16 protein-coding genes are annotated in these 19,823 nt (G+C 42.3%); 11 read left to right on the forward strand and 5 right to left on the reverse strand.

Features of this window, described 5'->3' with window-relative positions:
• Positions 1–282 (forward strand): lipopolysaccharide assembly protein LapA domain-containing protein, encoded by a 282-nt coding sequence (locus DBR43_RS20410; RefSeq protein ID WP_124584156.1) that lies wholly within the window; start codon positions 1–3, stop codon positions 280–282.
• Positions 283–288: 6 nt separating this feature from the next.
• Here DBR43_RS20410 and DBR43_RS20415 read toward each other — a convergent pair whose 3' ends face one another.
• Together DBR43_RS20415 and ispE are read right to left on the reverse strand one after the other, a co-directional pair.
• Positions 289–705 carry an OsmC family protein gene (locus DBR43_RS20415; protein WP_124584158.1) on the reverse strand — a complete coding sequence of 139 codons (417 nt, stop codon included), beginning with the start codon at positions 703–705 and terminating at the stop codon, positions 289–291.
• A 6-nt stretch (positions 706–711) separates the two neighbouring features.
• The gene (gene ispE / locus DBR43_RS20420; protein ID WP_124584160.1) at positions 712–1,515 is read right to left on the reverse strand and encodes a 4-(cytidine 5'-diphospho)-2-C-methyl-D-erythritol kinase; all 804 of its coding nucleotides are present in this window, start codon (positions 1,513–1,515) and stop codon (positions 712–714) included.
• A 431-nt stretch (positions 1,516–1,946) separates the two neighbouring features.
• Between ispE and DBR43_RS20425 the strand changes: the two genes are divergently transcribed.
• The 5 genes from DBR43_RS20425 to DBR43_RS20445 all read left to right on the forward strand — a co-directional run bounded on the left by DBR43_RS20425 (position 1,947) and on the right by DBR43_RS20445 (position 8,724).
• The gene (locus tag DBR43_RS20425) at positions 1,947–2,741 is read left to right on the forward strand and encodes a thymidylate synthase (RefSeq protein ID WP_124584162.1); all 795 of its coding nucleotides are present in this window, start codon (positions 1,947–1,949) and stop codon (positions 2,739–2,741) included.
• A complete protein-coding gene (locus tag DBR43_RS20430; protein WP_124584164.1) occupies positions 2,738–3,223 on the forward strand; it encodes a dihydrofolate reductase in 486 nt (161 codons plus the stop codon). The genes DBR43_RS20425 and DBR43_RS20430 overlap by 4 nt, the downstream gene beginning before the upstream one ends.
• Positions 3,224–3,337: 114 nt before the next feature.
• A complete protein-coding gene (gene secDF, locus DBR43_RS20435; protein ID WP_124584166.1) occupies positions 3,338–6,298 on the forward strand; it encodes a protein translocase subunit SecDF in 2,961 nt (986 codons plus the stop codon).
• Positions 6,299–6,578: 280 nt separating this feature from the next.
• Positions 6,579–7,883, forward strand: a complete 1,305-nt coding sequence (locus tag DBR43_RS20440; protein WP_124584168.1) for an NAD(P)/FAD-dependent oxidoreductase — start codon at positions 6,579–6,581, stop codon at positions 7,881–7,883.
• Positions 7,861–8,724: a hydroxymethylglutaryl-CoA lyase gene (locus tag DBR43_RS20445; RefSeq protein WP_124584170.1), complete on the forward strand. Its 864-nt coding sequence runs from the start codon at positions 7,861–7,863 to the stop codon at positions 8,722–8,724. The genes DBR43_RS20440 and DBR43_RS20445 overlap by 23 nt, the downstream gene beginning before the upstream one ends.
• Before the next feature lie 29 nt (positions 8,725–8,753).
• Here the strand turns inward: DBR43_RS20445 and DBR43_RS20450 are convergent, their stop codons facing one another.
• Entirely contained in the window at positions 8,754–9,179 is a 426-nt protein-coding gene (locus DBR43_RS20450; RefSeq protein WP_124584172.1) for a GNAT family N-acetyltransferase, read from the reverse strand.
• A gap of 293 nt (positions 9,180–9,472) precedes the next feature.
• Here DBR43_RS20450 and DBR43_RS20455 point away from each other — a divergent pair, with 293 nt between their 5' ends.
• Positions 9,473–11,383, forward strand: coding sequence for a gliding motility-associated C-terminal domain-containing protein (locus DBR43_RS20455; RefSeq protein ID WP_124584174.1), 1,911 nt, complete (start codon positions 9,473–9,475; stop codon positions 11,381–11,383).
• 95 nt (positions 11,384–11,478) lie between these two features.
• On the opposite strand, the gene fbaA is transcribed toward DBR43_RS20455, so the two are convergent.
• On the reverse strand, positions 11,479–12,558 hold the full coding sequence (fbaA, locus tag DBR43_RS20460) for a class II fructose-bisphosphate aldolase (protein WP_069377817.1): 1,080 nt from the start codon (positions 12,556–12,558) through the stop codon (positions 11,479–11,481).
• Between the two features lie 108 nt (positions 12,559–12,666).
• Between fbaA and DBR43_RS33530 the strand changes: the two genes are divergently transcribed.
• Positions 12,667–12,930 carry a CBU_0592 family membrane protein gene (locus DBR43_RS33530; RefSeq protein ID WP_410522655.1) on the forward strand — a complete coding sequence of 88 codons (264 nt, stop codon included), beginning with the start codon at positions 12,667–12,669 and terminating at the stop codon, positions 12,928–12,930.
• Here DBR43_RS33530 and DBR43_RS20465 read toward each other — a convergent pair.
• The gene (locus DBR43_RS20465) at positions 12,869–13,525 is read right to left on the reverse strand and encodes a TetR family transcriptional regulator (protein ID WP_124584176.1); all 657 of its coding nucleotides are present in this window, start codon (positions 13,523–13,525) and stop codon (positions 12,869–12,871) included. The two genes, DBR43_RS33530 and DBR43_RS20465, sit on opposite strands and share 62 nt — an antisense overlap.
• Before the next feature lie 193 nt (positions 13,526–13,718).
• Here DBR43_RS20465 and DBR43_RS20470 point away from each other — a divergent pair, with 193 nt between their 5' ends.
• The 3 genes from DBR43_RS20470 (at position 13,719) to accD (ending at position 19,761) form a co-directional block, all read left to right on the forward strand.
• Positions 13,719–16,982 (forward strand): SusC/RagA family TonB-linked outer membrane protein, encoded by a 3,264-nt coding sequence (locus tag DBR43_RS20470; RefSeq protein ID WP_124584178.1) that lies wholly within the window; start codon positions 13,719–13,721, stop codon positions 16,980–16,982.
• A 34-nt stretch (positions 16,983–17,016) separates the two neighbouring features.
• Positions 17,017–18,807 carry a RagB/SusD family nutrient uptake outer membrane protein gene (locus DBR43_RS20475; RefSeq protein WP_124584180.1) on the forward strand — a complete coding sequence of 597 codons (1,791 nt, stop codon included), beginning with the start codon at positions 17,017–17,019 and terminating at the stop codon, positions 18,805–18,807.
• A 108-nt stretch (positions 18,808–18,915) separates the two neighbouring features.
• A complete protein-coding gene (gene accD / locus DBR43_RS20480) occupies positions 18,916–19,761 on the forward strand; it encodes an acetyl-CoA carboxylase, carboxyltransferase subunit beta (RefSeq protein ID WP_124584182.1) in 846 nt (281 codons plus the stop codon).
• The last annotated feature ends 62 nt before the right edge of the window (positions 19,762–19,823 follow it).

Below are 19,823 nucleotides of genomic sequence, written 5' to 3' on the forward strand. Positions count from 1 at the left end.
ATGCGTACTAAAACAATTTTCATTATCATCTTCACCGTTCTCATTACCATCTTTTTAATGATCAATACAGATGTTGTTGAGTTCAACTTCATATTCGTCAAGAAAGAGATCTCTAAGCTGCTGGTTGTTGGGATATGTACTTTTATTGGCTTTATTCTTGGTTATTGGGTTGGAAGGCCAAAAGTAACGGTGAGCAGCTATGACAAAAAAGAAAATCCCCAGGTGAAACCTGAGGATCATAAAAAGATCATTAGCGACGAAGATCGCGATTATATCAGCTAGCCACTCTTACTGATGAATGGTATAGCTGAAGTTTATCGTAGCAGAACGTCCAAGGATATTGGATACCGAGCAATATTTATCGAAGGTAAGTGCCAGGGCACGCTCTACTTTTTGAACATTTAGCGCACCATACAATTCAAAATGAATGTCAATGACATCGAAAACCGGAGGCATTTCCTCTGTTTTTCTGGTAGCCTTGATTTTGATTTTCACATCGTCCAGAGGCTCCTTTTGCTTGTTTAATACATTGACCATGTCAATCCCACTGCAACCTCCAAGGCCGATCAGCAGCATTTCCATCGGTCTGAAGCCTTTCCCTTCTCCACCTATTTCAGGTTTAGCATCCAGCTCCACAGTATGTCCGCCGGAATTTTCTGCTTCAAAATTAAATTTACCGCTTTTTCTTATCAGGTTGATTTCCATAATTCACTAAACGTTGTAAAATACTTTATTGGTTTTTTCGAGTTCAGGAAGTTTTACCGCTGATCCAAAAATTGCATAGACACTAGACCCGCTTCCACTCATCGAAGCATAGATTGCCCCAGTCTGGTAAAGGCTGTTTTTTATGGCTTCAATTTCAGGATATTTCAAAAACACAGAATCCTCAAAATCATTTTTCAGGTTCGCTTTCCAGTCACTCAAAGGCAAATGTATTAAATCTTTTAGCGAAGTAATAGGTTTAGTAGACTTTATTCCATCATAAGCCTCCGCAGTAGAAACATGAACATCGGGTTTAACGAGTACCAGAAAATATTTGCTAAGGTCGATACTGATCTCACTGAACTCATCCCCTTTTCCTTCTGCATAAACCGCTTCGTTCCGGATAAAGAAAGCACAATCTGCACCAAGCCGCCTTGCATAATTTTCCATCTGCTCTTGCGAAAGAGACAATTTGAATTTATCATTCCATAGTTTGATCAGAAAAGCTGCATCAGCAGAACCTCCCCCAAGTCCCGCACCTATGGGAATATTTTTCAGCAAACAGATCTGCTGCGCTGGAAGGTCAAAATCTTTTTTCAGCAAATGATAGGCTTTGAGGCAGATGTTGTCTTCGGTATTTCCCGGAATGTCCGTACCGCGAATGGTACAACTTAAAACATCTGCATCCAGTGTTTCGACAACATCATAAATCTTTACCGGATAAAAAATGGTTTCCAGGTTATGATAACCGTCTGCACGTTTCCCGGTAACATGCAACCCAAGGTTGATTTTGGCGTTGGCAAATGCAAGCATTGATTTTCTGATTGTGTCGCAAACTTACATAAATGAAGGCAAAAGGTAAACTTATGTTTACCCGAGTTTATCTCTTTGTAAACGAATCGTAGGAATAGGCGCCTGGATTCTCCTAATACGCTCCTATTACGCTCTTAGGTTGGAAGGATATTGGAAAGCTATTCAAAGGTTGTTCGAAGTAGTTCAAAGGTTGTTTTATCCTTTCAATAGCTTTCCAATATCCTTCCAGGAACCTGTCAAGAGAGAAGGCTTCCCGGAGCGTATATAAAGCCTATACGAAGCAATCCCGTGAAATACATCCCGAAAAAAAGAACCAATTTGGACAATGCACAATTATTATTTTTTTAATTTTGCACGATCCTATGAAAACCAGGAGAACCGTAGTATCTTGCGGTGAAGCATTGGAGAAAGAAAAAGGAGCTTAACAATACATGAAACAATATTTAGATTTAATGCAGCATGTGCTGGACCATGGCGCACAGAAGCATGACCGGACGGGAACAGGAACCATTAGTGTATTTGGCTATCAGATGAGGTTCAACCTTCAGGAAGGCTTTCCAATGGTCACCACTAAGAAATTACACTTAAAATCCATTATCCACGAACTGATCTGGTTCCTGAGTGGAGATACCAATATAAAATATCTGAAAGATAACGGTGTAAAGATCTGGGATGAATGGGCAGATGCCGATGGAAATCTGGGACCAGTATATGGATCGCAATGGAGGTCATGGCCAACACCTGATGGCCGGAAGATCGATCAGATCAGTCAGATCATCAATACCATTAAAAACAATCCGGATTCCAGAAGAATTATTGTTTCCGCATGGAACGTAGCAGATATTGAAGACATGGCCTTACCTCCATGCCATGCTTTTTTCCAGTTTTATGTAGCAGAGGGCAAGTTAAGCTGCCAGTTATATCAAAGAAGTGCAGATATCTTTTTGGGAGTTCCTTTTAATATTGCATCTTACGCCTTATTGACCATGATGGTTGCCCAGGTATGCGGACTTCAGTACGGAGACTTCATTCATACTCTTGGAGATGCCCACTTGTACAATAACCATATTGAACAGGCCAGACTGCAATTGAGCAGGGAGCCGAAAAAATTACCACTAATGAAGATTAACCCTGAGGTCAAAGACCTGCTGGATTTCAAATTTGAAGATTTCACACTGGAAGGTTATGAGCCACACCCTCATATTAAAGGAGCTGTTGCCGTATGATCCTTTCAATAGTAGTCGCCATTGCCGAAAATAACGCCATCGGCAAAGACAACCAATTGTTATGGCACCTTCCTGCCGACTTAAAACATTTCAAAGACATCACCAGCGGGCATACCATCATTATGGGTAGAAAAACCTATGATTCTATTGGCAGGCCCCTTCCCAACCGACGTAATATTGTCATCACAAGAAACGCAGCACTGAATTTGCCCGGAACCGAAGTGACCAATAGTCTGGAAGAAGCATTGGGTCTTTGCAGCGCAGAAGAAGAGGTATTCATCATCGGTGGTGCCGAACTCTACAAACATGCACTGGAGGCAACAGACAGAATTTACCTGACCAGAGTTCACCATACTTATGACGCGGATACTTTTTTCCCGGAAATAACACCTGGAACCTGGAATGAAACAAGTATAGAAAATCATCAGCCAGATGAAAAAAACGGGCTTGCTTACACGTTTTCAACGCTTGAACGCAAATAGTTAAGCCCCCATAATAAAAACTTTAATAACGTGGCCTATTATTTAAAAAAATAATTAGATTTGCCGACTTGTTAAAAAAATATATAGCTTATATAGACTAATAATTACAAACAAATGCAGGGTAAAGGTTTTATTAAATTTATGGCAATACTTTTAGGTATTGTCTGTGTGTATTCTCTCTCATTCAACTTTGTCACTTCGAAAGTTGAAAAAGACGCAAAAGCTTATGCTAAAGGGAATGTGGATAAGGAAAAAGCTTATTTAGACTCCATGGCCACAGTGCCGGTGTATCCTGTTTTTGGATTTAACTACCAGTTCTGTAAAGAAAAAGAAATTAACCTTGGGCTAGACCTTAAAGGTGGTATGAACGTAACGATGGAGATCTCGTTATCTGAACTGGTTAAATCTTTAGCCGGCAACACCGATGATGCGAATTTCAACAAAGCATTGTCTACTGCACAAACACAACTAAATGCAGGTGGAAAAGATTTCATCGCTTTATTTGTAGATGAGTTCGAAAAACTTTCTCCAAATGTGAAGTTAGCCGATTTCTTCTCGAATCAGGACAACGCTAAATTGCTTAAAGCGAACGCCAGCAATTCAGAGGTAAAAAATTATTTGTCGAAAGAAGCGACAAGTGCGATTGACCGTTCCTTCATCATCATCAGAAGCCGTATCGATGGTTTCGGTGTGGTAAGTCCGAACATGCAGAAACAAGAAGGTACCAACCGTATCCTGATTGAGATGCCAGGTGTTCAGGACAAAGAAAGGGTTCACAAATTATTGCAAGGTTCTGCAGAATTACAATTCTGGCAGGTATACAACAATGAGGAAGTGTACTCGATCATGGAGAACATCAACAAAACACTTGCTTCAACGTTGAAAATTGCTGAAACTGATGCTCCGGCAACAGCTACAGATACTACAGCTAAATCTGAAAGTAAACTTGCAGGTCTGGCTAAAAATAAAGACACTAAAGATTCTGCATCTGTAAAAACGAAAGAACTTACAAAATCGAATCCTTTATTCGCGGTATTAAACGTTCCTACTTACCAGGGAGAAAACGGACAGACTTCATTACGTCCGGGACCAGTGGTAGGTTGGGTAGCTCAAAAAGATACGGCTAAAGTAAACGCTTACTTCAAAAGACCGGAAATTGCTTCTATCATTCCTCAGAGCTTCAAGTTCATGTGGAGTGTTAAACCAATGGATGTAGCCACCACCAATGGTGCTAAGGTTTTTGAATTGTATGCAATCAAAGCAACCGCTATGGATGGCAAGCCAGACTTAGGTGGTGACGCGATCAGCGATGCCCGTCATGATTACGATCAGAAAGGCAGACCGGAAGTAACCATGTACATGACTGGTGACGGTGCTACAAAATGGAAAAAAATTACAGCTGAAGCTGCGGCAGATCCAAACAACAAAAAATCTATTGCAATTGTATTAGACAATACAGTTTACTCAGCTCCTACTGTACAAAACGAAATCCCTAACGGTATTTCTTCTATCACCGGTAACTTTACCGTGAATGATACTCAGGATTTAGCAAACATCTTAAAAGCAGGTAAACTTCCTGCTCCTGCAAGAATCGTTGGTGAGTTCGTTGTTGGTCCTTCATTAGGACAAGCGGCAATTGACAATGGCTTACTGTCATTTGTTCTTGCCTTTATCGTGATCCTAGTTTTCATGGCTTTATATTACAACAAAGCAGGATGGGTAGCTAACCTTGCATTGGTGATCAACTTATTCTTCATCATGGGAATCCTGGTTTCACTGGGTGCTGTATTGACCTTGCCAGGTATCGCAGGTATCGTATTGGTAATCGGTTTATCCGTAGATGCGAACATCCTGATCTTTGAACGTGTAAGGGAAGAGCTGACTTTAGGAAAGCCAACACCAGTTGCCATCAAAGAAGGTTTCAAACATGCGATGTCTTCTATCATTGACTCCAACGTTACGGTATTGGTATTAGGTGTGATCCTTTTCATCTTCGGTACAGGTCCGGTTCAGGGTTTTGCAACCACACTTTGTATCGGTATCCTTTCTTCTCTATTCTGTGCGGTATTGATCTCACGTTTAGTATTCGAATGGTTACTAGAGAAAAAATCAAACATTACTTTTGGTAACAAACACACGATTCACGCTTTCAAAAACATTGCGTTTAACTTCGTAGGACATAGAAAAATCTATTATGCAATCTCTACTGCAATCATCGTTCTTGGTTTCATCTTCTATTTCAAAAATGGCGGATTAAACCTGGGTATCGACTTTAAAGGTGGTAGAACTTATATCGTTCACTTCGATAAAGGAATGCATACGGAAGATGTTAAATCTAAATTAGCGGAAGTATTCCCTGAGTCTGAAACCATCGTTAAAACTGCAGGTGCAGACAATGAATTAAAAATCACGACAACTTTCCACATCACTGATCAGAATGCCGGAGCAGATAAACTGGTAGAGAAAGCGCTGAAAGATGGTTTGGCTAAAACAGGTGTTAACTATACCATCGAAAGTAATGAGAAGGTAGGACCAATCATTGCAAGTGACATCGTGACCAGAGCTTACGGATCTATCCTGTTCTCTTGTTTAGTGATGTTTATCTACATCGTAGTAAGGTTTAAGAAACTGAATTATGGTTTAGGTGCGGTAATCGCGTTATTCCATGATGTGCTACTGGTACTTTCCTTCTATACGATCTTAGATGGTGTTTTACCATTCTCTTTAGAGATCGGACAGGATTTCATTGCGGCGATCTTAACAGTAATGGGTTATACCATGACAGAGACGGTAGTTGTATTTGACCGTATCCGTGAGAAACTGGCAGAAAGCGGAAAAGAAGACCTACATGGTGAAGAACGTAATAAACTGATCAATTTTGCCCTAAACAGCACATTGAGTCGTACTATTTTGACTTCACTAACTGTATTCTTCGTATTACTTGTCATCTTCATCTTCGGTGGAGCAAGTATTCGTGGATTTATCTTCGCCTTATTGATCGGTCGTGTAATCGGTACATACTCTTCGTTATGTATCTCTACTCCAATCGTAATTGACTTAGGAAAAAACAAGTAAGAAATTACTGATCCAAAATACAGAAAGGGCCGTATCAATGATACGGCCCTTTTCTTTTTAATCTAATCTGACACCCTTCTTCGAATGAGTTATATATCTCGTCTTATCCGACTCCTCATAAAAGAATATTCCTCTTCAGAGTGGTGATAGTACTCATGCGATGATGATTTATTTATCTATGTCTGTTTAAAACGAATGCAATTTGACATTATTTAAGCAATAATGGTTCTTTTTTGGACACCTTTTTGATGCTTATGTATCTTTACGAAAACAGATCATTATGGAGCAGCATTTCCCAAAAGGCAACAAAACCAGAATAGTAATTGTAGGCGGAGGATTTGGAGGAATAGAACTGGCAAAAAAATTAAGAAATAAGGATATTGAAATCATTATGGTAGACAAACATAACTACCATACTTTCCAGCCCCTGCTCTATCAGGTGGCTACCGGAGGCCTGGAAGCCGATTCCATTGCTTTCCCACTCAGAAAAATCTTTAAAGGACAAAAGAACCTGACCTTTCGCGTGGCTGAAGTGAAAAAGGTAGATCCCGAAAAGAACTATATAGAAACCTCCATAGGCACCATTGATTATGATCATCTGGTGATTGCTACAGGTTCTACCAGTAATTTCTTCGGCAACACGGAGATCGAGGACAATGCCATGCCGATGAAATCCATTCCCGAGGCATTAAACCTGAGAAGTCTGATTTTGCAGAACTTAGAAGCAGCGCAAATTGCACCGGATGCGCTGACCGTAAATGAGCTCCTTAGTTTTGTGGTGGTTGGCGGCGGACCAACAGGCGTAGAAACCGCAGGCGCAATCGCCGAGCTGAAGAAACACGTGCTGAAAAGCGACTATCCGGAGCTGGACATCAATAAAGTTCATATCTATCTCATTGAGGGCTCACCCGAATTACTGGGTGCCATGTCTCCACAGGCGCAAAAGAAAGCCCATGATTTCCTGACAGAACTGGGCGTAAAAATCATGACAGAATCCAGGGTCCAGTCTTTTAATGGAAAGGAATTATCACTCGCTGATGGCAAAAAAATCCCTTCCTCAAATGTCATCTGGTCTGCCGGAGTAAAGGGCGTCGTTTTAGAGGGTTTAAGTCCGGATGCCGTAGTAAGGGGAAACAGACTGAAAGTAAATGAGGTCAGCAAAGTAGATCATTATGAAAACATTTATGCCATCGGCGATGTGGCAGCAATGATCACAACAGAATTTCCGAACGGACATCCCGGCGTAGCCCCTGCCGCGATCCAGCAAGGTAAATTACTGGCTAAAAATCTATTGAATATCATAGAAAAGAAACCTACGGAAAACTTTAAATATTTTGACAAAGGAGCGATGGCAACCGTTGGTAGAAACCGTGCCGTGGTTGACCTTCATAAAATCAGATTTCAAGGTGTATTCGCATGGTTTACCTGGATGTTTGTACATTTGATGACGCTCGTAGGCTTTAGAAATAAACTCGTGGTTTTTGTAAACTGGGTTTGGAGTTATTTTAGTTACGACCGCGGAACCCGATTAATCATTCGCCCATACCACAAGAAAGAACAACATGAACCAGCAAAAGTCGATTAAACTAGTAGAATGCCCAAGGGATGCCATGCAAGGCATTCATCATTTCATTGATACCGACCTCAAAGCGGAGTATATCAATCTATTGCTGCAAGTGGGTTTTGATACCATCGATTTTGGCAGTTTTGTGTCTCCGAAAGCCATTCCTCAGCTGAAAGATACCGCCGAAGTACTCTCCAAACTTGACCTGAGCCAGTCAAAGTCTAAACTATTGGCTATTGTAGCCAATTTAAGAGGCGTAGAAGAGGCAGTGAAACATCAGGAGATCAGTTACCTTGGTTTTCCCTTTTCGATCTCTGAGACCTTCCAAATGCGCAATACCAATTCCACAATTGCGGCATCACTGGATACGGTGAAACAAATGCTGGAACTTTGTGACCAGCATGATAAAACCGCAGTAGTGTATTTATCCATGGGTTTCGGAAATCCATACGGGGATGAGTGGAACGAGGAAATTGTAGAAAACTGGGCTGGTATACTCGCAGAAAACGGTGTTAAGATTTTATCATTGTCTGATACCACCGGTGTGTCCTCTCCCGAAAGGATAAAAGCAATCCTACCTGGGCTGATCGCAAAATTCCCGCAGATAGAAATAGGTGTCCATTTACACAGTACTCCGGAAACCAGGATTGAAAAGATCGAAGCAGCCTATGAAAGTGGTTGCCTACGCTTTGACAGTGCATTGAAAGGCTTTGGAGGCTGTCCGATGGCCGCTGATGACCTGACCGGAAACCTGGCTACAGAAGACTTGATCTGGTTCCTGGAAAGCAAAGGAGAAAAACTAAACCTCAACATGGAAAAATGGAAAGCTGCAGTACAGCTCTCCTCAAAAATTTTCCTATAAATAACTTCCGGGTAGATCCAATCCGGCTTCTACCCTTTTTTAACCATTTTAAAATGCTGGATTCCGGCCTCTTCAAACTGCGGTCCTTCTGCTACAAAGCCAAACCGGGCGTATAAAGGCATCGCTGTTAACTGCGCATTCAAATAAATATAATGTGCATCCTCAGGAAGGTCAGACAATGCAGCTGCCACCAATGCCTGTCCAATTCTTTTCCCCCTGAATTCCTTCAGCACCGCAAACCTTTCCAGCTTATAACCATTGTCTGTTTTTCTCCAGCGACAAGCACCACAAGGCTGATTATCGATCAGGGCAAGAAAATGAACAGATTCCTCTTCATGCTCCCATTCCAGTTCAGGTGGACAATTTTGCTCCTCTACAAAGACCGTCTTTCTGATCGCGAATACCTTTTCCAGTTCTTCTTTATTCGTTGCTTTATTTACAAACAGTGTTTCCATATTGAATCGATTTATACAAATATGCTAAAAATCTAATGGATGACCTTTCAGGAATCAAAAACAAGATTATATATAAAATTTTGCAATAAAACACACAATAATGACAGACACACAATAGCACTGAAATAACCAACAAATCATTGTCATTCAAATACTTGATTAACAGGTCACATCTGTTTAAATTAGAGAAATGTCTTTAATTCAGAGGGGGGATACCTCTGTATTCTTCGTTTTACAGGGCTAAAAACAGCACTGAAAAACAGGAATTATATAGGACTAAACTGAAACAAAAGATGAATAAAACTATTCTCACAGCCTTTTTATGTTGTTTTTTAGGCTTCATTAACAAAACATCTTCACAGACCTGTCAGGGTAGCCTCGGCGATCCGGTTGTACACATTGATTTTGGAAGGGGCAGCAATTTCTTCGGCCCTCCCTTAGGAAGCAATACCACCTATAACTATGTAGCCTCCGGACAGCCTTCCGATGGTTCCTATACCATTGAAAAGAGTGTAAACAGTGGCGGAGCCTGGTATTTACTCCCCAATCATACTCCTAATGATCCAGATGGTTACCTGATGATGATCAATGCCAGTGTTACCCCTGGCATCTTTTACGAAACAGATGTAGCTACAGATTTATGCCCGAATACAACCTATGAATTTGCGGCCTGGGTATCGAACCTGCTGGTGTTTTCCGGGATCAAACCGAATCTGACTTTTATGATCCTGGCCATGGACAACCAGGTATTGAGTACCTATAGTACGGGTGATATTGCCGAAAGCTCCGGCCCTACATGGAAACAATATGGATTTCTATTTTCTACACCTGCTAATGTGAACAGGGTTAAGATCAGAATCATCAATAATGCAGCAGGTGGGACCGGAAATGACCTTGCACTGGACGACATTACCTTCAGGGCCTGTGGACCCGCCATTACGGTCGGTCTGGACAACACCGGACAGACAGAAAAAATGATTTGTGAAGAAGGTAGTTCGCCCACAACGATTTCCGCCCAGGTAACAGGATCTGCAAACCTTCAATACCTGTGGCAAAGGGATAGTGGCAGCGGCTGGATCGACCTGAATAATGAGACTTCCACACAAATGACCATTGCCGCGCAATCCCTCCCACCAGGCATTTACCAGTACCGCATGGTGATTGCCCAGGCAGCGAACTTTAGTTCGCCCGCATGCAGAACAGCCTCCCCAATCGTCAAGGTACAGGTAAATCCTACGCCAAAGCCCAGCTTAGCCAATCAGCAAAGGGTTTGCGTTGGAAATGTAATTACCCTGGAACTCAATGGTACAACAGGCACCTACTCCTGGACCGGGCCTAATAATTTCAGTTCAACGGAACGGTCACCGGTAATTGAAAAAGCGACATTGGCCCATTCCGGAGTTTACCAGGTAACTGTAACTTCTGCAGGTTGTTCTGCGACTGCTCAAACCTATATTGAAGTCTTTCCTCTAAAGATTGCAGCTGTTGATCAACAGGATGTCTCGATTTGTAAAGGCACTTCAGTTACCTTGCGCGCATCCGGCGGAACGACCTATAAATGGGCCCCGGCAGAAGGATTGTCCGCTACCGATGTAGCCAACCCAATTGCCTCCCCCGGCATTACCACGGTATACGGGGTCACCGTTTCCAATGGTGCCTGCGAAAGTACGGCTTATGTCGTTGTAAATGTCTTAAAAGAAGTAATGGCTGATGCAGGAAGCAACAGGGCGATAATTGAAGGACAATCCATCACGCTGAATGGTAAAGTTTCCGGCGATCATGTCCGTTATTTCTGGACTCCTTCCAATTATCTGGATGATCCCTCAAAACTAAACCCGATCGCCAGTCCGCCTGAAGACATCACCTATACCCTGAACGTCTGGTCTGAGGAGGGTTGTCCAGGCAGTACAGCTGATGTTTCGATTAAAGTATATAAGAAACTGGAAATCCCGAATACCATTACCCCCAACGGGGATGGTATCAATGACATCTGGAATATTGCCGCACTGGAATCCTACCCCGGGGCGGAGGTAAAGATTGTAAACCGTTACGGCGAACGGATTTTTAGTTCCGGATCTTCCGGTCCGAAAAGCTGGGATGGGAAACGCAAAGGAGTAAATGTCCCGGTAGGGACCTATTACTATATGATCGACCTGCACGACGGACAAAAAATCCTCACCGGGTCTATTACGATCTTAAGGTAAATACAACCCTGAAAAGTAAGATAACCGCTAAAAAGTCACTACAAAAAAGCGCGCTGAAAACAAATTCAGCGCGCTTTTAAACTCGTCAATAAAACTTATAGTTTATCGCTTGCGTCTTTACAGTTTAAATCTTCAAAAGCCTGAGTTAAACGTTTAACAAAAGCTTCTTCACCTTTACGTAACCATACGCGTGGATCATAATATTTCTTATTTGGTTTATCTTCTCCATCAGGATTACCGATCTGGCCTTGAAGATAAGCTTCATTCGCTGTGTAATAATCTAAGATACCTTCCCAGAATGCCCATTGCATATCTGTATCGATATTCATTTTGATTGCTCCGTAAGAGATCGCTTCTCTGATTTCTTCCTGAGAAGAGCCTGATCCGCCATGGAATACAAAGTTGATAGGTTTTTCAGCAGTCAATCCGAATTTTTCTTTGATAAAGTCCTGAGAGTTTTTAAGAATTACCGGTTGTAATTTTACATTACCTGGTTTATAAACTCCGTGAACATTACCAAAAGCAGCAGCTACAGTGAATTTATCACTTACTTTACTCAATTCTTCGTAAGCATAAGCTACTTCTGAAGGCTGAGTATATAATTTAGAGCTATCTACATCACTGTTGTCTACACCATCTTCTTCACCACCTGTTACACCAAGTTCGATTTCAATGGTCATTCCCATCTTGGCCATACGGGCAAGATATTTAGCCGAGATCTCCATGTTTTCTTCGATAGGCTCTTCAGATAAATCAAGCATATGAGAAGAGAACAATGGTTTGCCGTGCTCTGCGAAGAATTTTTCTCCATGGTCCAGCAATCCGTCGATCCATGGTAATAATTTCTTAGCCGCATGATCCGTATGTAATACGACTGCAACACCATAATGTTCCGCTAATAAATGAACGTGTTTAGCAGCAGATACCGCACCCAATACACAGGCATTTAAGTTATCATTATTCAATGTCTTTCCTGCGTAAAACTGAGCACCGCCATTTGACAGCTGAATCATAACAGGTGAATTAACCGCCTTAGCCGTTTCCATTACCGCATTAATGGTATTGGTACCGGTAACATTAACTGCAGGTAATGCAAACTGATGTTTTTTAGCCTGTTCAAATAGTTCCTGAACGGCATCTCCGTAAATTACGCCTTTATAGCCTTTTAAACTCATTTTTTATAATTTTTTATATGCCGAAGTTATGAAAAATATCACGCTGACCAAATCTAAGGACAACAAAATCTAAACTTATTTAATAACTTTAACCCGACACATCTTATTATGCTACAGACCTTATTCACTTGCATTGGCTGGCTTGGAGTCATATTCTGTACTTTGGGCTATTTCTTATTAAGCGTCAAGATCCTCACCGCAGAATCCCGGATTTTTCAATTACTGAACATTATTGGCGGGCTTTGCCTCGTGACCATTGCACTGGAAAGTAATGACCTGCCAAATGCCGTAGCAAACCTGCTTTGGATGTTTATAGGTCTGTATGCACTTGGCCGTCAACTAAAAACTCAACGGAATCCGTCGAAGAAATAGCAGGTGCGATCCCTAAAACCTGATAAGCCTTATTTTTATAATAATCCAGCCGCTCCCCGTAAGCCTGCTTATCGCTCTCCAGAGAAAGGTAAAAATAAGCGCCGTCTACCAATACAAAAATTAAATCAGCAGTCCCCTGAGGATCTGAAATCTTTAACATATTCGCCTTATTGCATTGATCGATGATTGTTGCCAGCGTAAACCGAAGCGAATCGAGAATCGCTTTATATTTGACCTTAATCTTCTTCTCCCGGAACGCCAGGGCATAAAAGGTATAGAAAAGCCCATCATCAAAAAGGAGGTTCCATTTTTTGGAGAAGAGCATTTCTATTGTTTTCTGCAGGTCCGCAATCGTAACCCCTTTCTTTTGTTCTACTGTAAAAATCAGCAGATACCTTTCTAAGATGTAATCTATGAGTGCGTAAGTCAGGTCTTCCTTAGTCTCAAAATAATGGATCACAAGGCTTGGATTAATGTCCATCACCTTCGCAATTTTTGCAATTGAGGTATTCTCGTACCCCTCTTTTTTGGCAACCTTATAAAACACTTTTATAATTTCCCGCTGTCTTTCTTCCTTAAGACTTTTTCTGCCCATACTGTTTAATAGTTCTGATACGGCAAACTACTCAAAAGTAATGTTATCACACAAATTTATTTTAATAGATTGAATGAATGTTCAATTAAATTATTAATTTGATCTTAACATTGAAATAACATGAGCACAAGAACTTAGCGCCGCCTTGAAGGGGATAAATTTCTAACCAAACAAACTTAATATTAATGTTATTATGAAAAAAAAATTACCATTTTCTCCCGAATGGAGGAACAAGGTGTATCCATTATTTTGGACGATCTGCCTCCTGCTGAGCAGCACCATTAGCTTTGCACAGACCATCACTTTAAAGGGTGTAGTTAAAGATGCGGAAAGCAACGGTCCCATTCCTTCGGTCAATGTCAGTGTAAAAGGAAGTACGCTGCGGGCCAGTACAGATGTAAACGGAAATTACACCCTGAATCAGGTCCCTTCCGGATCAGTCATCCTTTTTACCTACATTGGATACAAACAGGAAGAAAGAAAACTTAGCGGACAAACCCAACTTAACATCAGCCTGAGTCCGGATTACGGTAAACTAGATGAAGTCGTTGTAGTCGGTTTCGGAAGCAAGAAAAAGATAAACATTGCAGGAGCAATAGACCAGATTTCAGGTAAAGCCCTGGAATCCCGCCCTGCAGCCAATGTCGTACAGGCACTTCAGGGGTTGAGCCCGGGCCTGAACATCACCTATGGTGGCGGCGCACCGGGAACAGTACCTGTCATCAATATCAGGGGTTATACTTCCATTAACGGAGGATCTCCTTTAGTCGTTATTGATGGGATTCCTGCCACGAGTACCGATGATATGCTCCGCTTAAATCCTTCGGATATCTCTTCATTTACGGTATTGAGAGATGCGGCCTCAGCAGCGATTTATGGCGCCAGAGCAGCCTTTGGAGTGATTCTGATCACGACAAAACAAGGGGCCATTGGTAAACAAACCATCAGCTATAACACTTATGCCTCATGGGGGAAACCTACCCTCCTGCCTAAACCGGTAACCGATCCTTATATTTTTTCGAGGGTTTTGGAAACGGCCACAGACAATACCCCATGGGATTATGTAAATTATTCAGATGAGCATTACCGCTGGGCAAAGGAAAGATCTGAAAATCCTTCCATTGCAGATACCAGAATCAACCCCAATGACCCTACAAAATGGGCATATATGGGGAGCAACGACTGGTATGATTACTTCTTTAATAAAGCCAGTTTCTCTCAAAACCATTCCCTTGCCTTTTCAGGTGGAGTGAGTATCAACGAGAAACCATTAAGCTATTACCTTTCTGCCGATTATACCAAAGAGAATGGATTAAATAAGCTGACAGACGATTTCTGGGATAGATACGGACTGCGTTCCAAGCTTGGTTTCTCTCCCTTAAACTGGCTTAAACTCGACAATAACCTGAACGTTTACGAGACAAAAAAGGCATTGCCAAATGCCAGCATCACCGACCTTTATTACTTACGTCCAACGGATGTCGCTAAAAATCCGGACGGAACCTGGGCAAATACTGCCGCAGGTACCCTGGCAGCCCGTTTAACAGATGGTGGAAAGAACGTAGAGAATATGATCGGATTCCAGAACATCACCAGTGCAACCGCTACCTTTTTGAATGGCGACCTGCAGGTAAACGGAGACGCCTCTTTTAAAAGAGAACTTTGGAAATACCATTTCGATTCCAAGAAATATAACATTGGCTACGGTCCGAATGATGTCAGACTGGAAGGCGGCAATGGCTTTGTGACAGAAAACAATGGTTATTTGTATACCAATGCGTTTAACTTATACACCACCTACAAAAAGACCATCGGCGATCATTTCTTCAGTGCCATGGCCGGTTACAATAGTGAAAACTACCGCTACTCAACGGTTAACGCCTCAAGACAAGGACTGATCTCTTCTTCATTGCCTTACCTGAGCTTAACCAATGGAGAAATGAGCGTTGGGGCAGGCTACCAGGCCTACGCCACAACAAGCGCATTTAGCCGTTTAAATTATACCTTCAAAGAACGTTATATCTTAGAGGCGACAGGAAGATATGATGGGTCCTCCCGCTTTCCGGTTTCCAGACGCTGGGGATTCTTTCCTTCGGTTTCCGGCGCATGGATTGCAAGCGCGGAAGAGTTCTTTCAACCACTTGCCAAAGTGCTTTCCACTTTCAAACTCCGGACCTCTTATGGAAATCTTGGAAATCAAAACCCCTCTTCTGATCCATACCTGAGAGATTTTGGATACATCCAGACTTTGCCTGCAGGCCTTTCACCATATCTGATCAATGGAAGTCAGCAACAGGTCATTACCAATGCCCCTGCCCTGGCGGTAGATCCGAACACCTATACCTGGGAAAAAGTATCAACATTGAACATGGGTACGGACATCGGACTGTTTAAAGACAAGTTCCTCATTGCATTTGATTATTTCATTCGTGATACTAAGGGGATGCTCACAGCAGCACAGGAATTACCCGGCGTCCTTGGAACAGCTGTGCCTAAGCAAAATGCAGCAAATTTGAGAACAAAAGGCTGGGAAATCTCTATCACTTACAGAGACCGCTTTGACCTGGGTTCCAAACCTTTCAGTTTCGAAACGAAGTTTACGCTTGCCGATTCCCGTGCGATGATCACCAAATTCAAAAATGATCAGATGCTCTTTTCTAATTACAGGGAAGGCCAATACATTGGCGAAATCTGGGGATTACAGAATGATGGATTGTTTCAGAACAAAGAAGAAATTGCCGCTTTAAATCAAAAGAGCATTGTGCCATGGGGAGCCCTGGACATCGTTCCCGGCTGGCCTAAATATAAAGACCTGAACGGAGATCAAAAGATAGAAAAAGGCCTGAGCAGTAAAGACCCGAAAGACCTTAGAATTATTGGTAACAGTACAGACCGCTATACGGTTGGTGCAAATCTGAATATGGACTGGAATGGTTTCGATTTGGGAATCTTCCTTCAGGGTGTTCTGAAAAGAGATTTCTACCCGCATCATTACCTGTTCTGGGGACCTTATCAGCAGCCTTATGCCAACGTATACCCGTGGAACCTGAACTTTTACCGAGGCGCGGCTGATTCTCCGGAGCAAAGGGCAAAACACTCTGCTTCCTATATCGCTGCCGGTCTTGCCGATGCAAATCTTAATCCGGAATATCCGGTATTGCAATCCTGGCTGGCAGATGCCAACAATGGCCAGGGCTTAGACATCCCGCAAACAAAATACCTGTTGAATGGAGCTTACCTGAGAATTAAAAACATATCACTGGGTTATACCCTGCCTGCACAGCTCACCAAACGTCTTAAACTTGGCCGTCTTCGTGTGTATGTATCCGGAGAAAACCTTTATGAATTCTCTACAATCAAGAAATATGTAGATCCGGAAGCGGTAAACCAGGGTTCAAGTGCCTGGGCCTACCCTTTTCAGAGAAAGTATGCAGTTGGTCTGAATCTGGACTTTTAACCATCAGGTATTCATCATTATTAAAAAATCAGTCATGAAGAAATATATATACATCGCAGTCATAGTGCTCACAAGCAGTCTGACGGCTTGCAAAAAAGGAGATCTGGACCGCTTTCCACAAACACAAATTGCCCCAAACCTCTTCTTCAATTCAGAAGAGGACCTGGCCTTATACGTTAACGGCCTGATCTCACAGCCAGACCGGAACAGCTACCTGAACGACCAGAGCAGTGATAACGTGGCAACCACTGCTGCGGTAGAAGTAAAAAGTGTGATGGGAGGAAATGCCAATGCACAAAACATCACCTCGGGATGGAGCTGGGGCAGGTTACGTAACATCAATTACTTTTTAGAGAGCTACAATAAAGCCAAAGTAAGCGCCGAAATCAAAAACCATTATGCCGGACTGGCCAGGTATTACCGGGCAGAATTTTACCTGGACAAGGTGAAACGCTTTTCAGACGTTCCCTGGTATTCAAATACCCTGAACCCGGATGATCCCAAATTGCTCAACGCAAGGGATCCCCGCGCCCTGGTGATGGATAGTGTCATGGCCGACCTCGATTTCGCTTACAAAAACACAAGAGAAAAGGTCCTCAGCGGAACGCCTGGAAAATGGTCTGTAGCGGTCCTTTATGCCAGAGCTGCGCTTTATGAAGGTACCTACCGTAAATACCATGATGAGCTCAATCTAAAAAGCACCGCCAATACTTTCCTTGAAACTGCAGCAAGAGTGGCAGGAGAAATCATCGCTTCCAATAAATTCTCTATCTATAATACCGGCAAACCCCTACAGGATTATGCCGCTTTGTTTGGAAGTCAGGACCTGAGTACAAACCCGGAAATGATCCTGGTAAATGCCTTTGACATGAGCAAAAACAGAAGCCAGAATGTCAATTCCGTTGTTTTTGGTGATTATGAACAGGCACCGGCAAAAGACCTGATTCAAAGTTACCTGATGAAGGACGGCAGCCGCTTCACCGACTTGCCGGACTATAATAAAATCAGCTTTGTTAAAGAATTCGAAAACCGCGATGCCCGCCTGATGCAAACCATAGCCTATCCCGGATGGATCAGGGTTCCGGATACCAAGCCTTATATCCAGAGTTTAAATAAAAACTTTACCGGCTATCATCAGTTGAAAGGTTATGTAAACAGTACCGATGCCAGCATTCTGAATGGAGTAGATTTTCCGGTTTACCGCTATGCAGAAGTATTGCTAACCTATGCTGAGGCATTGGCAGAACTCGGTACCTTAAGCCAGGGGCAGCTGGACCAGTCGGTCAACCTGCTTAGAAAAAGAGCCGGACAACCCGACCTGAATATGGGAATGGCCAATGCCAATCCAGATCCGCTGATGGTACAGCAATTTCCAAATGTAAGCTCAAATATTGGTGTCATTCTGGAAATCAGAAGAGAGCGCAGAATAGAGTTTGCCTTTGAAAATACCAGATATGATGACATCATGCGCTGGAAAGCAGGAAAACTGCTTACCAAAAGTCCTGAAGGAATGTACTTCCAGGGTTTAGGTAAATATGACCTCACCGGAGACGGTGTGGAAGACATCATTCTGATCGACCGGTCAATGACCATTCCTGCGGAAGAAAAAAAGGAATCCAATTCCTTAGGCGTAAAATTCATGTATTACCGCACCGGTACAATCGGTACTGACGCCACAGTTTACCTGAAAAACGGAACTGCAGGAGGCCTTATCGTGACGGAATCTGCAACCCGTAACTTTGAAGAACCTAAGTATTATTACCGTCCGGTTCCACAACAACAAGTACTTTTAAATCCTAATCTGAAACAAATATTTGGTTGGTAAACACCTGTTTCTTAACTGCCTCATCATAAAGTATGAGGCAGTTATAAACTAGGGCTTCTGTTCTAATTTTTTTTTGTTTCTTTGTACTCGCATTTTTCAACAAATAACATGGCTTGGTTTAAGAGAGAAAAAAAAGGTATCAGTACACTGACAGAAGAAAAAAAAGAAGCGCCAGACGGTTTATGGAACAAGTGTCCTAATTGTAAAAAAGCACTCCACAGTGCAGATCTGGTTGAAAATAAATACGTTTGCCAATATTGTGACTTTCATTTAAGGGTAGGATCAAAAGAATATTTTCAGGTATTATTTGATAATGATGAGTTCAAAGAACTTTTCCCGAACCTGACTTCAGGTGACCCATTGAACTTTACAGACAGTAAACCTTATGTAGACCGCCTGGTAGAAAGTCAGGCTAAGACCGGCTTAAAAGACGCCATCAGGGCTGCACACGGTAAAATCGAAGGCCAGGACCTGGTAATTGCCTGTATGGACTTCAATTTCATTGGTGGTTCTATGGGATCAGTGGTAGGTGAAAAAATTGCCCGTTCTATTGATTATTCGATCAAACATAAAATCCCATTCCTGATGATCTCCAAATCCGGAGGTGCCAGAATGATGGAAGCCGCATTCTCTTTAATGCAAATGGCTAAAACTTCGGCTAAATTAGCGCTCCTAAGCCAGGCAAAAATTCCTTACATCTCTTTGCTCACCGATCCGACAACAGGTGGCGTAACGGCTTCCTATGCGATGCTGGGCGATATTAATATTGCTGAGCCTGGTGCATTAATCGGTTTTGCAGGCCCAAGGGTAATTAAAGAGACGATTAAGAAAGATCTTCCTAAAGGATTTCAAACTGCAGAATTTGTGCAGGAACATGGTTTCCTTGATTTTATTGTTGACCGCAGGGCGATGAAAGCTAAATTAGCTGCCTTCCTTAAAATGCTCAACAACTAATAAAATTCTACTACATAAAAAAAGCGGGAGTACATACTCCCGCTTTTTTTGTGCCCTGTATT

This window comes from Pedobacter sp. KBW06 (assembly GCF_003852525.1).
GTDB lineage: Bacteria > Bacteroidota > Bacteroidia > Sphingobacteriales > Sphingobacteriaceae > Pedobacter.